Genomic DNA, 14,613 nt, shown 5'->3' on the forward strand with positions numbered 1-14,613 from the left:
TCAATCGAGCCAGGGGGGTGTCGGCAGGTTTTTTGCCCGCAGGAATTCAGGATTGAAGATCTTGGACTGGTAGCGTGCGCCGCCATCGCAGAGGATTGTTACAATCCGATGCCCCGGACCGAGGCGTTTTGCCACGCGAATCGCTGCCGCCACGTTGATACCTGCTGAGCCGCCGAGGGAAATCCCCTCGCGATCCTGAAGCGAGAAGATCTGCTCCAGGGCTTCGGCATCGGGAATGCGCTCGGCATCGTCGATGGTGACGCCTTCGAGATTTCCCGTCACGCGCGACTGACCGATCCCTTCGGTAATCGAGCCGCCAGACACACTCAGATCGTTCGATTTGACCCAGCCATAAAGACCCGAGCCTTCCGGATCGGCCAGAACGATTTCGGGGCGCTTGCGCCCTGCCTTGTCGGCCAGATCGCCAAGTCCGAGGGCGACGCCTGCCAGCGTGCCGCCTGTACCGCAGGCACAGGTAAAGGCATCGACCCGCCCGTCGAGCTGATGCCAGATCTCGGCAGCGGTAGTGGCGCGATGACCCTCACGATTGGCGGTGTTGTCGAACTGGTTGGCCCAGACGGCATTGTCGGTTTCCTCGGCAATGCGGCGTGAGACATGAACGTAATTGCCCGGATCGCGGAACGGCTTGGCAGGCACCAGGCGCAGATCGGCACCGATCATGCGCAGAAAATCGATTTTTTCGCGGCTCTGCGTTTCAGGCATGACGATGATGGTGCGATAGCCGCGCGCCTTGGCCACCAGCGTCAGACCGATACCCGTATTGCCTGCCGTGCCTTCCACGATAACGCCGCCCGGCTTCAGAACGCCGCGTTTTTCGGCATCGAGAATAATGGCGAGCGCCGCACGATCCTTGACCGAGCCACCGGGATTCATGAATTCGGCCTTGCCATAGATCTCGCAGCCCGTGGCCTCCGAGGCCAGCTTCAGCCTGATCAGGGGCGTCCCGCCAATGGCGCCGATCATGCCCTCCGAAGGATGCTGCCAGCCCGGGATAGTGCCGCTTGGGATAGTACCCCCCGGGACGGTGGCGGTTGCGTGTGAGGGTGTCATGTTCTGCGTGGTCATCTGCATTCCATCCTATACGTCTGCGGTTTGAGAGTTTAACGTCGCGACATGTAAAATAAATGAGGAAAAACGATGGTCGACTGTATTTCAGCGCGTGCTGCCTGGGAACGTCTCGAAGCGGACAGGGATGCCGTTCTGATCGATGTACGTACGCCCAGTGAATGGCAATTGGTCGGGCTGCCCGACCTGTCACCCATCGACAAGGATGTCAGAACGCTGAGCTGGGACCCGTACGACGCCAATGGCTTTGCTGTGGCACTGCGCGAGCTGGTGCCGTCGCTCCAGACCCCGGTCCTGTTCCTGTGCCGTTCCGGCGTGCGGTCGCATCAGACGGCCGAACTTGCTGCCCATCTGGGTTATGTCGAGAGCGTGAACGTGGTTGAGGGGTATGAGGGTCAGCCCGATCCAAGTGGACAGCGTGGCCGTGTCTGCGGCTGGCAGTTCGAGAATCTGCCGTCGCTTTTCCCCGGCTGACGCCGGGTATCCCAGCCGTTTCCCGACGCCTTATCCGGGACATGGCTGAATGATCGGACAGAACGATCAGGCCGATCTGCCGCGTGACGCGCGCCCGGACCTGTTGCCAGCGCGTCGTCTTCGGAAATCCGCGTCAGAAACCTGCGCGATGCAGTGCGTCGCGCAGGGTTTCCGCCTGACGGGTAATATGCTGCGGCGTCACCTCATCCAGATGTGGAATTTCGGCCAGCACAGGAACGCGTCCGAAATGTGCGATGGCAGCACGATTGGCTGGGTTGGGCGTGCCGCTCATGACCACACCGGCAATGGCCATGTTGCGCTGCCTGAGTGCCTCGATACTGAGCAGTGTGTGATTGATCGTTCCCAATCCGCTACGGCAGACGAGAATGACAGGCAGATCGAGCGTGGCTGCCCAGTCGACAAGCAGCGTGTCGCTATTGAGCGGCACCATCAGGCCGCCAGCACCTTCGACAACCAGTGTTCGGTCGCTCTCTGGCAGGGTGAGTGCTGTCGGGTCGACCTCGCGTCCTTCCAGGGCTGCGGCATCCTGCGGCGAGAGCGGAGCAAGAAAAGCGTAAGCCGGTGGGATCACGCGTGAAGAAGGCAGTTCGGCCAGGGTTGTGACGCTCGCCGTATCGCCGGCCTCGTCGCTGAGTCCGGTCTGGAAGGGTTTCCAGTACGTGGCATCGAGCGCTTTCGTGACGATTGCTGAAACCAGCGTCTTGCCGATACCGGTATCCGTGCCGGTCACGAAAACGCCACGTGTCCTGACGGCGCTGCCATAGGCGATCCGGTAATCCATCTCGTTGGTCATCCTGTCGAAATGCTGCATCACGCGGCGAAGCTGCGTCGATGTAAGAGCGCGGCTGCCCTCTCTGGGGGTGGTGGCTCCGATGGTTCTGAGATCCTGCAGAAAACGGCGTGCCGTTCCGACCGGATCGCGCTGCGTTTCGCCCTCCCAGATACCCCGTAACGAGGTCGGATAATCGGCCGAGAGCTGTGAAAGCGCGGGATAATCCGGAAAGCCGCAAGGCAGGCCTTCTGCCTCGCAGGCTTCGCGCCACTGGGCAAAGCTGCCCTGCGCCAGTGTGGTGACCTCAAGCCGGCCGCCCGGTGTCAGAAGATGGGCAAGACGGCGGAAGGCAGCAGCACGGTCATTGAACCACTGGATGCAGAAGCTGGAGCAGATGAGATCGAACGGTCCCGTCACCTCGGGATGCTCGGCATCCATCACATGATAGATCACGCCGGGCACGGCTTCGCGCGCACGCGCGATCATGCCCGGGGAAAGGTCGATGGCCGTTATCTCGGCATTGGGGAACAGCGCGCTCAGCTTGCGTGTCAGCGCGCCGGTGCCGCAGCCGAGTTCGAGAATGCGGGCAGGCGGCGCGGATGAGGCATAACGCGCGGCAATTCTCTCGGCCAGCGCGGTCGCTGTACGGGCCTGTACCCGCGCGGCGCGATCGTAATCCTGCGCCAGATCGAAACAAGCCGCGATCGGGACCGAGCGGGATGAAGGTGGAGAGGACGGATTCAAGCGGCCTGCTCCAGCTTCGAGGCAACGAATGCGGCGCAGCCAGCAGGATCTGTCAGGGGCAGCAAATGTCCGCCATCGCACGCATGGTGTGTGGCATGCGGAAAGCTCGCCTCTGTCATGGCAGGAGAAACGAGCGGGTCGTTTCGTCCGCTGATACAGGTGATTTCTGTTCCCCGCTCCAGGGCTGCCGATCTGGCATCGCTGTCGATCAGGCTGTCGAGACCTGCAAGCAAAGAAGAGACGTGAGGCGTTTCGCAGGGAATGAACGGGTCGAATTGCTGCCTGAACTGCCTGACGACCCCAACGGGATCGCGCATCAGGCGGGACTTCATACGGGCTAGAATGCGCAGCGGAATGCCTTGGGGATAGTCTTCCGCCTGGCTGAAACGGGCAAAACCGTTGAAAGCCACAAGGCCGCGGCACAGGGGCGCGCGACCTGCAAGACAGGCCAGCGTTCCGGCAGAATGCGTGATGGCCAGATAGGGCGTATCGGGCAGGGTCAGCGAAACCGGTTTGCCCGTATAGCCGCATTCCACAAACACCGCCTCCGGCCGTCCCAGAGCGTCATGAAGCGGTGTCCAGAAGCCGGAATCGAAACTCCAGCCATGCATGAAAACGAGCTTCATGACCGGATCTGCTTCAGGGCTCCGGTCAGCGCATCGGCAAGCCGTTCGATATCGGCTTCGTCATGGCTTGCGCTCAGGGCGAGACGCAGCCGGGCAGAGCCTGCGGGCACGGTGGGGGGGCGTATGGCAACGGTCAGCAGGCCCTTCTGTTCCAGTGTTCTGGCCAGGGTGAGTGCTGTCGTCTCGTCGCCGATAATCACGGGCACGATCTGTGTGGTGGACTCTCCCGTCTCGATACCGGCCTCGTGCAGTCTGCGACGAAGCAATGTCGCGTTCCGCCTCAATCCAAGACGCGCGGTTTCGAGCGCGGGCATGAGTTCAAGAGCGGCATCCATGGCCCCGAGCATGGGGGGCGAAGGGGCCGTACTGTAAATGAAGCCCGAGCAGGCAGTTACGATCCAGTCGCACAGGGCACGCGATCCCGCGATATAGGCGCCCATGCTGCCGAGCGCCTTGCTGAACGTGCCCATGATGAGATCGACGTCATGACCATGGGAGAGCCCGCGGCCATGCGGTCCGAGAACGCCAGTGGCATGCGCCTCATCGAGGTAGAAGAAAGCGTCGTAACGCCGTGCCAGAGCGCTCAGGGCCGCAATATCGGCCGTGTCGCCATCCATCGAGAAAACGCTCTCGGTGACGATGAAGCGCATGCCTGGCTGATCGGCATGGCGGCTGAGCAGGGAGTCGAGATGATCCAGATCGTTGTGACGAAACCGGATCTGTTTCACACCGGCCGCCGCACATCCATGATGCATGCTGGCATGATTGAGCTTGTCGGCAAAAACCAGAGGCGGCGCGCCGGTCTGTTCGCGTGCCAGACGGAACAGGGCGGGCAGAACGGCAGCATTGGCCTGCCAGCCCGACGCGAACAGAAGAGCGGCTTCGGTCTCCTTGAATGCGGCAAGACGGGATTCGACCTGCTGATGCAGATCGAGCGTGCCGCTGACAAGGCGTGAGGCTCTGGCCCCTGTTCCATGCTGCAAGGCCCAGTCGGCAGCGCGCTCGCGCAGGAGCGGATGGCCAGAGAGACCGAGATAATCGTTCGACGAGAAGTCGAGCACTTCACGCCCCTGGCTCAGAACGGCATCGGGCGTGCGATGCAGGGTGCGCAGGGAACGACGCAGCGTGCGCGCGTCCAGATCGTGCAGGGCCTGTCGGAGAAGCGGGTCGAAACGCGTCATGCCCTGTCCCTGCCGTCGTGCTTGGGGGTTGTCAATTCTTCCAGAGCGGTGGCGCTGCGGGTCTTTCGTGCTCAGCGAGGCTGTTTGCAGGAACGACGATAGCCGCGACGGCCCAGAAAGCCGAGCAGGGGCAAAGTCAGATGCAGCAGGGGGGGCATGAGCATGCAGAGTTTGCCGAACACACCATCCATGGCGGGCAGGAACCGCTCGCCTGTGCTGCGCTCGATCTGCGACACGACGGCTTTTGCCACTTTTTCCGGCGCGAGAGGCGTGCTGACATAGTTCAGGATCGAACCGCCTTCAGCCATTTCACGCGCCAGCATGTCTGTCTGTACCGCACCGGGAAACACCGACCCGACCCGTATGCCCGAAGAACGGAGTTCCTGAGCCAGCGACAGGGCAAAGCTGCGCAGTCCGGCCTTGGTGGCGGCGTAAACGGCGCTGCCTGCCAGAGGCATGACGGCCGCCATGGAGTTGACGAACACGATACGGCCCGTTTCCCCGCCGGTCATGCGAGCCGATGAGGCATGATGGCCCATAAGCGGCAGGAGATGGCGTGTCAGCAGGATCGGTGCAGCGAGATTGAGCGCGATCTGGGCATCGATGGCCGCGCCCGTCGCTTCGCTCATCGGCGAGGGAGTGATCGTTCCGGCGCAATGGATCACTGCGAAAATCCGGTCGGTTTTTTCGCGTATGCGCGCGCTGGCCTGAGCCAGCGAGTCGGGTGATGCGAGATCGCAGGGGATATGCAGGCACAATGCCGGATCGAGCGGCGGTGTCGAGCGGCACAGGGCAATCAGTCGATAACCGCGTGAAGCGAGATCCTGAGCAATCAGGGCGCCGATGCCACCCGATGCGCCAGTCAGCACAACCAGCTTCCGACCGTCATTATGAGACACAGCATGATCCTGTGAGGATGGCTGTGAGACAGCCGCAGAGGCAGGCCGTATAGGGGGGGAAACCGTCATGGCTTCTGTCTTAGCCTCGAATGAGGACATGAGACATGCGAATTCGGCTCGTTCGGGTCTTTTTTAATCCTGGGCAGCCTCCCGTATGCGGAGAGGCCCGTATGCGCAGTGTCTGGTGCTGGCAGGAACAGGAAACGGCTTGTCCGGGAAGGCAGAAGGACTGCCTTCCCGGTCATGAGGGACAATCTCAGTTCAGACGGCCGAGATTGCGGAAATCCTGCTTGGTCTTGTCAGACAGGGCCTTCATCTGGTCGCGCTGCGCTTTCTGATCGGCCTTGAACTGGTCGATGCGCTGGGTGCGTTCCTGCTTCAGATCGTTGATCTTGTTTTTCTGTTCGTCGATCTTGTTCTGGATCTTCTCGCGCTCACGTGCAGGCGCGTTAGTGTATTTGTCGCGCAGATCGTCGATCTTCTTCTGACGGGCCTGAGCGGCTTCCTGGTTCTTGTTCTGCCAGTTCTGCATGCGCTCGTTCATGCAGTTCTCTTTGTTGGCCAGACGGCCAATCATGGTGTTGTTTCCCGTACTGTTGTTGCAGCCGGAAGTCTGCGCATGCGCCAACGGAGCCGAAACGAGTGCAGTCAGGGCCAGGGCGGGCAGAAAGCGTGTCTTGAACATGTGTCCTCTCGGTCAAATACTGTACGATGACAGTAGGAAACTTCAATGTGTCGAATATGCGGCGTGCCTGATCAACGATTATCGTGATTTCAGGCTTTGAATGGCCCGTATCCGTATTTTCTCCAGCAATTGACGGGCTGTCGGCATGTCAAATTTGCGCGCCTGTTCGTAACCACGCCGCACGTGTTCGGCGCGTAGTTCGGGGTCGCCGATCAGACGCAGCAGTGCCCGTTCGAGCGCATCGCCGTCATCGGGCAATGCCAGCAGGGCGGCATCGCCAACGACTTCCGGCAGGCCGCCTCGCGGTGAAGCGATAACGGCTGCACCGCTCGCCATAGCTTCAAGCGCCGTCAGACCGAAAGGTTCCGACCAGCGGCTCGGTACGACCACGATAGAGGCCGCCGCCATGGCTTCGAGCACCTGATGATGCATCTGATAGCCGCAAAGCGTGATGCCTGCGGCATTTGCGCTGGCCTCCACACGATCGACGAAAGTCGTGCGCGGCGAATTGAAGCGGAAACGATCCGCACCGATCATCACGGCATGCCATCCCGGCGCCTTGGCGCTTATGGCCGACCAGGCCCTTACGAAGGCATCGGCGCCCTTGTCGGCCACCATACGCCCGGCAAACAGCACGAGTTTCGAGCGTTCTGCGGGCGGGGTCGGCAGGGTGGAGAAATCGAGACAATTCGGCATGACGGTCACCGGTCCGTCATCGAGATCTTCGAGAAAGCGCCGTCTGAGCCACATCGACACGGTCGAGACCCGTACGCGCTGCATCAGATCCTGACGCTGCCTCGGGCGTCTTGCTCCATGCATGTCCTGCGGATCGTTGTGCAGAACCAGATGAACCGGCACGCCGCAGCGACTGAGCGCATGGGCCAGAGCCGGGCGATTATGCACTTCGATCAGATCGGGCCGGTGCTTCTTGATTTCACGCTGGCAGGCAATGCGATAGCGCGTGCCGTCACGACGCCAGCGATGCAGCCCACCCGGCTCCGTTACGGCAAAAAACTTCCCGCCCGGCAACGGGGACCCCGTGATCTCACTGCCGATCACAATATCTTCAGGCGACGCAAGGCGCGAAACAAGCAGCGCAATGGCACCCGCACGATCGGGCGCATAGCCTTCCCGGCGGGGCAGTACGGTCAGGACTTTCATGATTCAGTCGTAATCCGTCGCCAGTTCGGGGCGGTCGAAGTGATCGAACATGCGTCGGAGCTGATGGGGTAAAAGGCGCGTGAGTGAGAGATCGTCCGGCAGCGCATTGCGGTCGAACCACCCCACGCCCGAGGTTTCGAGATTATCGGCACTCGCGCTTCCCCCTGTCAGGCGGCAGAGATAGAAAACCTTGGCGCAGCTGAATATATCGGGCGGATGACCCTGACGGTTACGGTCCCACAGGGCGGCAAGCTTGACGATTTCGGCGGTGTATCCGCTCTCCTCCAGCACTTCCTTGAGGGTGTTTTCAGCCGTGGTGAAATTCACATCGGCCCAGCCGCCGGGCAGGGTCCATCGATCGTTGTCGATGGCTTCACGCACCATCAGGATCTCGCCCTGCGCGTTGAAGACAGCGCCGCGCACATCGATCTTGGGCGTGGCATAGCCGCGTTCGGGCGTTATCAGCGCCATCACGGTCTCGGGCGTCGTGTCACCCAGCGCGGCGATCATGTTCGCAGAGAGCTGACGCAGCTGTTCGTAGCGTTCGCGGTCATAGGGATTCTGGCAAAAGGTGAGCCCGTTCTGCGCGATCGCCTGCACATCCCGTGCCCAGGTCAGCCATTGCGGTTCGCTCATTATCCGGTCCTTTTGCTTCTGCTCCAGTATAGACATGATCGGGTGTTGCGTAAAACCGTTCCCTCCCGCTGGGGCGCTGGGAAAAAGCGGCAACGATGCATGTCCGTTCCGTGAAGATCGACGGAAGGGGCGCTGAAAGAAAGGCGGTGGAACTTGAGTCCCGCCCCCTAATTTGCCACATGGTATCCCTCTCACCATGACGCCCAGAAGACGGATCTCCACGTGAAAATCAACGGCACGCCCTATCGCAGCGTCTGGCGCGACGCACATGACCCCAAGCTGGTTCATATCTTCGATCAGACGAAACTGCCCTGGACGCTCGATATCCTCGCCCTGCGCGAGGAAGATCAGGTGGCCCATGCCATTCGTACCATGCAGGTGCGTGGTGCTCCCCTGATCGGTGCTGTGGCTGCCTATGGTCTGGCGTTCGCCCTGCAGAAGGATGCGAGCGACGAGGGGCTTTCTGCGGCAGCCGCACGTCTGGTCGAAACGCGCCCCACAGCCATCAACCTGCGCTGGGCCATCGAACGTATGGTGGCGCATCTGCAGCCGCTTGCCCCCGAGGCCCGTGTGAAAGCCGCCTATGAAGAGGCGGATGCGATCTGCGACGAGGACGTGCAGGTCAATGAATCCATAGGGCGTCACGGTCTGGAGCTGTTCCGTACCCTCTGGGAAAAGCGCCGCCCCGGACAGGAGCGTCTGAATATCCTCACCCACTGCAATGCAGGCTGGATTGCGACGGTCGATTGGGGTACGGCGCTCGCGCCGATCTATATGGCGCATGATGCCGGATTGCCCGTGCATGTGTGGGTGGACGAAACCCGTCCGCGCAATCAGGGGGCGCTGCTGACGGCGTGGGAGCTCGGGGCGCACGGTGTGCCGCATACGCTGGTCGCCGATAATGCCGGTGGTCATCTGATGCAGCATGGCGAGGTCGATCTGGTGATCGTGGGTACGGATCGCGTGACACGACAGGGCGATGTGGCCAACAAGATCGGTACCTATCTCAAAGCGCTGGCCGCTCACGACAATGACGTGCCTTTCTGGGTGGCGCTGCCTTCGTCCACCATCGACTGGCGCGTAACCGATGGCGTGAAGGAAATTCCGATCGAAGAGCGTTCGGGCGAGGAAGTGACCCATGTGCACGGTATCGACGAACAGGGTCAGGCAGCGCGCGTGCGCGTCACACCGCATATTACCCGGGCGGCCAATCCTGCCTTCGATGTGACCCCGGCACGTCTCGTTTCCGGGCTGATCACCGAGCGCGGTCGCTGTGATGCACGTGCGGAGGCACTTGCGGCCCTGTTCCCCGATCAGGCAGGCTGATCATTTGTCAAAAGGGCGGCACTTGACCGGAGCGCCGCTCTCGTTCCTATCTCACTGTAATGAACCGGCGCTGTTCGGCGCTCGTTGCGCATACAGGGAGTAGAAAAACATCATGGGCGCCGGACTGTCTTCTTTATTGTCGTATTCACAGGGTTGCCGGGTCAGGCAGGGGCGCTCTGTTCTCATGCTCGGCGTGGCAGCTCTGCTTGCAGGCTGTGCCTCCAATGCCGGTCAGACCGTTTCGCAGAATCCGGCGCAGACGCCGATGGCGCAATACGCCAACGGTCGCGTGGGGTCATATGGCTATGACGGGCATGTGCCCGATTTCGCCTCGCGCAATTTCGTGCCGTTCAACCGTCAGGACGTCGTGGCCATTGCCATGCGCGAATGGCGCATGTTCGGCAATCCGGTCAGCGATGACGATCCCGAAGACCGCCCCGAACCCAGCGCGCCCTCGCTCAAGCCCGAGCGTATTCCGGGTCTGTGGCAGCGCGTGGGGGAATACTGGTGGATCGGTCAGGACCCCTATGAGACGGAAGTCTCATGGAGCGGCAAATACAATGCGGACGGCCAGCTTTTCCGCCCGGAAAACGATGGCCATTATGCATGGTCTGCCGCTTTCATCTCCTATGTGATGCGCGTTGCCGGGGCGAATGACCGCTTCCCTTATTCGCCCAATCATTCGACCTATATCAATGCGGCGGCTTCGGGTCAGTCCACCGGGCTACGTGCACAGGACCCTAGGACCTATGTGCCGCAACTGGGCGATCTGCTGTGTGTCGGGCGCGGCAAGAGCCGCAGCGTGACCTTTTCGATGCTGCCGACTTCCTACGGTTTTCCGTCGCATTGCGGCATTGTGGTGGCCACGCATCAGAACGCGCCTCCCTTCGGCAACGAGCTGAGCATTATCGGCGGTAATGTGGACGATACGGTATCGCTCACCCACGTGCCCACCGATTCCAATGGCGCGCTCGCCACGCCTGAGGGGCAGTTCTACGATACGCGTTATCCATGGTGCGCGGTGCTGCAGGTTCTTTACGATGCAGATCGCGAGCCCGATAGCGGCCAGTGATCCTCCCTGTCGGTGATCCTTGATGTCCGAGACCCCGCCCGCTTCGGGTGAAAATGCCCTGAGCGCCGTCTGGCTGCCCTATACCCAGATGCAGACCGCGCCTGAACCGCTTGTCGCGGCGCGCACGCAGGATACGCGTATCATCCTTGAGGATGGGCGTTCTCTGGTCGACGGCATCGCGTCATGGTGGACGGCCTGTCATGGCTACAATCATCCACATATAAGGGCGCGTGTAGCCGCCCAGCTCGATACCATGCCCCATGTCATGCTCGGCGGGCTGGTTCATGCGCCGGTCAGAGAACTGTCCGCGCGTCTTGCTGCCCTGCTTCCCGGCGATCTCGATCACAGTTTTTTCACCGATAGTGGATCGGTGGCTGTCGAAGTCGCCATGAAAATGGCCATACAGTACTGGCTCAATCGTGGCGTCACGGGACGTACGAAGCTTCTCTCGTTCCGCGGCGGCTATCACGGCGACACGCTCGCCACCATGTCGATCTGCGATCCTGAAGAAGGTATGCACAGCCTGTTCAGCGGGGTATTTCCCGAGCAGGTGATTGCCGATCTCCCTCTCGACGACGCGCGATACGAGGCGCTTGATGCGCTTCTGACCGCGCGACGCGGCGAAATTGCCGCCATCATCACCGAACCTCTGGTTCAGGGCGCGGGGGGCATGGTGTTCCATACGCCCGACGTGCTTTCACGGCTCAGGCAACTCGCCGACAAGCATGATGTATTGCTGATCCTCGACGAGATTTTTACCGGTTTCGGACGTACCGGCACCCTGTTTGCCTGCGAACAGGCCGGGATCGTGCCCGATATGGTGACCCTGTCCAAAGCCCTGACCGGTGGCACCATGGCGCTTGCCGCCACTGTGGCGCGTCGTCACGTCTTCGAGGCGTTTCTTTCCGATTCACCGCTTTCCGCACTGATGCATGGCCCCACTTTCATGGCCAATGCGCTGGCCTGTTCAGCCGCCTGTGCCTCGCTCGATCTGTTCGAGCGTGAGCCGCGTCTGGCGCAGGTCGCTGCGCTTTCCGAACAGCTTTGCGAGCTGCTGGAACCCTGCCGTAGCCTGCCTCATGTGCGCGATGTGCGCGTGCTGGGCGCCATTGGGGTGGTGGAGCTGGACGCTATCGAGGATATGGCACGGCTCAAGGCCGCCCTTGTCGCCTGTGGTGTCTGGATCAGGCCATTTCGCAATATCGTCTATCTCACCCCGGCCTTCACCATAAGTCCCGATGATCTGAAAATTCTTACCGATGCGGTGTTCAGGGTCGTGCAGGACAAGGCGTTCAGAAAACCTGCCCGTGAAGCCCGCCCGAGAGGAATGACATGACCCAGCTTCTCGTTCCGCCTTTTACGGAAGAAACCGCACGCCAGAAGGTCCGTCGTGCCGAGGACGGATGGAACAGCCGCAATCCTTCGCAGGTGTCCCTGGCCTATAGCCCCGGTAGTCTGTGGCGTAACCGCGATGAATTCCTTCAGGGCCGTCCGGCCATTATCGCATTTCTCGAACGCAAATGGGAAAGAGAGCAGGGCTATCGCCTGATCAAGGAGCTTTTCGCCTTCCATGGCGATCGTATAGCCGTACGTTTTGCATATGAATGGCATGATGCATCGGGCCAGTGGTTTCGTTCCTACGGCAACGAGAACTGGGTATTCGACGCAGAGGGGCTGATGTGCCATCGCATGGCATCGATCAACGACCTGCCTATTCTTCCCGAAAACCGGCTGTTTCATTGGCCTCAGGGCCGTCGCCCGGATGACCATCCTTCGCTCAGCGATCTCGGTCTTTAGATCGGCAGGAAATTTATGGAGCCCTGCCCCGCTCCCATGAAAGGGACGTGTCCCTTTCATCCTACGCTCCCTGGGCAGGTTTCCGAAGGACGACCGTCCTTCGGTGGGATACGGGACCAAGCCCCGTGACCGACCTAACTGGCTGAGGAAAGATCGATCGCGGCAATCACGCCGTCATCCGTCCCGAACACCATCACGCCGCCAAGCGGAGAGAAGGCGAGGCCTGTCACCTTGCCACGTTTGCCGAGGCAGATGGGGAGCACGCGTTCCGAGCCGAGTTCGGCCAGGAGGACAGAGCCGTCTTCGAAGCCAGCGGCGATGATGTCGTTTTTCGGATGAGCCGCCACGGCCGAGCAGAACACGCCGGGCAGGCGGGCCAGTTCGGTCGGGGGCTTGCCCATCGGGCCACCGCCGAAAAAGGGCCAGAGCACGATGGCATCGGCCCCCGAAGTGGCGAGCCAGCGACCATTGCGTGTGAAGGACAGCGAGGTCACGCGCTTGGGGTAGCCGCTCATACGCATGTTATGACCGTCGGACAGTCGCCAGCCATGAAGGTCGTTTTCCTGCATGGCGGTCACGAGGGCTTCACCTGCGGGATGAATGGCGATCGCCGTATGGCTGCCCTTCCATTCCAGGGGGCGCACGGTGTCGACTTTGGCACCGACGAACCACATCGATACGCCATTGTAATGAGAAGCCGCGACGCGCTTGCCTTTGGCATCGAAAACGATACCCGTAACGGTCGAGGGATGGTCGAGCACCTTGAGGGTGGTCTGACCCGTAGCATCGCGGATTTCGAGCTGCTTTCCGGTCGAGAAGGCCAGATGATCCGGGGTCGTGGCAACGCAATCGACCCAGCGACGCCCCTTGTGCAGTTCGTTCACCGTCCCATCGGGCAGGGTGCGGCAAAGGCGGTTATCCTCGCCACCACTGACAAATCCTGCCTTGCCCGTATCGGGAGCAAGGCACAGCACCGCGCCGTCATGGGCTTCGATGCGCTGCCAGGTCTCGGGGTGCTTGAGCCCAGCAACGGGAATGAGAAAGATCTCACCCTCAACCGTCCCGAGTGCAAAGGTCTGGCCGTCACGCGCACAGGCGACGGCGGTAATGGGCGAGCCGGTGGTCTTTTCCGCGCCGCGCGTGGCGAGGAGTTCGGTCATCTCGCTCATGCGCGGCAGCTCTCGAAGCCACGACGCAGCTGCGGGCGGTTCAGGTTGCGCCCGATGAAGACGATGCGCGATTCCTTGCTCTCGCCTTCCTTGCCTTTGCCGATGTAATCGCCATCGGCCATCATATGCACGGCCTGGAACGCAAAACGCTCATCCTTGCCGGCAAAATGCATGATGCCCTTCGAGCGCAGGATATCCGCACCCTGTTCCTGCAGGATCGCACCGATCCAGGCCTGAAAACGCTGCTCATCGAGCGGCTCTTCAACCGAGAAGGACATGCTGGTCACGCCTTCTTCATGCGAGTGCTCGTTGTTTTCGAGAAAATCCGGCATGGTTTCGAGCGCACGCTCGAGATCGAACCCACCCCGGTCGAGCACGGCACTGAGCGCGACCGCGCTGTGCTGGGCACGATGGATCTGCACGCTGGCATTGATACTGCGCAGGCGCGCCTCGATGGCTTCGAGCCCGGCTTCGTCCACCAGATCAGTCTTGTTGAGAATGATCACATCCGCAAACGCGACCTGACGCACGGCCTCGGGGCTCTCGTCGAGAGTCTGGATTACGTTGTAAGCGTCGACCACGGTCACGACGGCATCGAGACGGGATTTCTCGCGCAGGTTTTCGTCAACGAAGAAGGTCTGGGCCACAGGGGCGGGATCCGCAAGGCCGGTGGTTTCGACGATAATACCGTCGAACTTGCCACGACGACGCAGCAGACTGCCGAGGATACGGATCAGATCGCCACGCACGGTGCAGCAGATACAGCCATTATTGGTCTCGAACACTTCCTCGTCGGCATCGACCACAAGATCGCCATCGACGCCGAGCTCGCCGAATTCATTGACGAGCACGGCATATTTGCGCCCGTGTTCGGCCGAGAGGATATGATTGAGCAGGGTGGTTTTCCCGGCACCGAGAAAGCCGGTGAGAACGGTGACGGGGATCTTGGTCTCGGACATCGGCA

Annotated in this window: 15 protein-coding genes; 5 read left to right on the forward strand and 10 right to left on the reverse strand. The window is 61.1% G+C overall.

All coding sequences use genetic code 11. The annotated features are described in order from the left end of the window. Nucleotides 1–984: a cysteine synthase A gene (locus NF685_RS01105; protein ID WP_252848475.1), complete on the reverse strand. Its 984-nt coding sequence runs from the start codon at nucleotides 982–984 to the stop codon at nucleotides 1–3. A gap of 174 nt (nucleotides 985–1,158) precedes the next feature. On the opposite strand from NF685_RS01105, the gene NF685_RS01110 reads away from it, so the two are divergent. Then, a complete protein-coding gene (locus NF685_RS01110; protein WP_252848246.1) occupies nucleotides 1,159–1,560 on the forward strand; it encodes a rhodanese-like domain-containing protein in 402 nt (133 codons plus the stop codon). Nucleotides 1,561–1,693: 133 nt separating this feature from the next. On the opposite strand, the gene bioD is transcribed toward NF685_RS01110, so the two are convergent. The 7 genes from bioD to NF685_RS01145 all read right to left on the reverse strand — a co-directional run bounded on the left by bioD (nucleotide 1,694) and on the right by NF685_RS01145 (nucleotide 8,285). Further along, nucleotides 1,694–3,097 carry a dethiobiotin synthase gene (bioD, locus tag NF685_RS01115; protein WP_252848247.1) on the reverse strand — a complete coding sequence of 468 codons (1,404 nt, stop codon included), beginning with the start codon at nucleotides 3,095–3,097 and terminating at the stop codon, nucleotides 1,694–1,696. Further along, on the reverse strand, nucleotides 3,094–3,723 hold the full coding sequence (locus tag NF685_RS01120; RefSeq protein WP_252848248.1) for an alpha/beta fold hydrolase: 630 nt from the start codon (nucleotides 3,721–3,723) through the stop codon (nucleotides 3,094–3,096). The genes bioD and NF685_RS01120 overlap by 4 nt, the downstream gene beginning before the upstream one ends. Next, nucleotides 3,720–4,904, reverse strand: a complete 1,185-nt coding sequence (locus NF685_RS01125) for an aminotransferase class I/II-fold pyridoxal phosphate-dependent enzyme (protein WP_252848249.1) — start codon at nucleotides 4,902–4,904, stop codon at nucleotides 3,720–3,722. The genes NF685_RS01120 and NF685_RS01125 overlap by 4 nt, the downstream gene beginning before the upstream one ends. A gap of 71 nt (nucleotides 4,905–4,975) precedes the next feature. Continuing rightward, nucleotides 4,976–5,803 (reverse strand): SDR family NAD(P)-dependent oxidoreductase, encoded by an 828-nt coding sequence (locus NF685_RS01130; protein ID WP_252848250.1) that lies wholly within the window; start codon nucleotides 5,801–5,803, stop codon nucleotides 4,976–4,978. A 256-nt stretch (nucleotides 5,804–6,059) separates the two neighbouring features. Further along, complete coding sequence (locus tag NF685_RS01135; RefSeq protein ID WP_222546469.1) at nucleotides 6,060–6,488, reverse strand: hypothetical protein; 429 nt, start codon at nucleotides 6,486–6,488, stop codon at nucleotides 6,060–6,062. Nucleotides 6,489–6,566: 78 nt separating this feature from the next. Continuing rightward, the gene (locus tag NF685_RS01140; RefSeq protein ID WP_252848251.1) at nucleotides 6,567–7,649 is read right to left on the reverse strand and encodes a glycosyltransferase family 4 protein; all 1,083 of its coding nucleotides are present in this window, start codon (nucleotides 7,647–7,649) and stop codon (nucleotides 6,567–6,569) included. A gap of 3 nt (nucleotides 7,650–7,652) precedes the next feature. Continuing rightward, nucleotides 7,653–8,285 (reverse strand): NUDIX hydrolase, encoded by a 633-nt coding sequence (locus NF685_RS01145; RefSeq protein WP_222546471.1) that lies wholly within the window; start codon nucleotides 8,283–8,285, stop codon nucleotides 7,653–7,655. Nucleotides 8,286–8,507: 222 nt separating this feature from the next. Between NF685_RS01145 and mtnA the strand changes: the two genes are divergently transcribed. From mtnA to NF685_RS01165, 4 genes are all read left to right on the forward strand, one after another. Then, entirely contained in the window at nucleotides 8,508–9,611 is a 1,104-nt protein-coding gene (mtnA, locus tag NF685_RS01150; RefSeq protein WP_252848252.1) for an S-methyl-5-thioribose-1-phosphate isomerase, read from the forward strand. Between the two features lie 184 nt (nucleotides 9,612–9,795). Then, on the forward strand, nucleotides 9,796–10,683 hold the full coding sequence (locus tag NF685_RS01155) for a DUF2272 domain-containing protein (RefSeq protein ID WP_252848476.1): 888 nt from the start codon (nucleotides 9,796–9,798) through the stop codon (nucleotides 10,681–10,683). Between the two features lie 22 nt (nucleotides 10,684–10,705). Further along, nucleotides 10,706–12,019, forward strand: a complete 1,314-nt coding sequence (locus NF685_RS01160; protein WP_252848253.1) for an adenosylmethionine--8-amino-7-oxononanoate transaminase — start codon at nucleotides 10,706–10,708, stop codon at nucleotides 12,017–12,019. Further along, a complete protein-coding gene (locus NF685_RS01165) occupies nucleotides 12,016–12,480 on the forward strand; it encodes a nuclear transport factor 2 family protein (RefSeq protein WP_252848254.1) in 465 nt (154 codons plus the stop codon). The genes NF685_RS01160 and NF685_RS01165 overlap by 4 nt, the downstream gene beginning before the upstream one ends. A 134-nt stretch (nucleotides 12,481–12,614) precedes the next feature. Here the strand turns inward: NF685_RS01165 and NF685_RS01170 are convergent, their stop codons facing one another. Next, the gene (locus NF685_RS01170; RefSeq protein ID WP_222548659.1) at nucleotides 12,615–13,640 is read right to left on the reverse strand and encodes a WD40 repeat domain-containing protein; all 1,026 of its coding nucleotides are present in this window, start codon (nucleotides 13,638–13,640) and stop codon (nucleotides 12,615–12,617) included. Nucleotides 13,641–13,645: 5 nt separating this feature from the next. Further along, on the reverse strand, nucleotides 13,646–14,608 hold the full coding sequence (locus NF685_RS01175; protein ID WP_252848255.1) for a CobW family GTP-binding protein: 963 nt from the start codon (nucleotides 14,606–14,608) through the stop codon (nucleotides 13,646–13,648). Nucleotides 14,609–14,613 lie beyond the last annotated feature (5 nt).

This window comes from Asaia lannensis NBRC 102526 (genome assembly GCF_024054035.1).
Classification (GTDB): domain Bacteria; phylum Pseudomonadota; class Alphaproteobacteria; order Acetobacterales; family Acetobacteraceae; genus Asaia; species Asaia lannensis.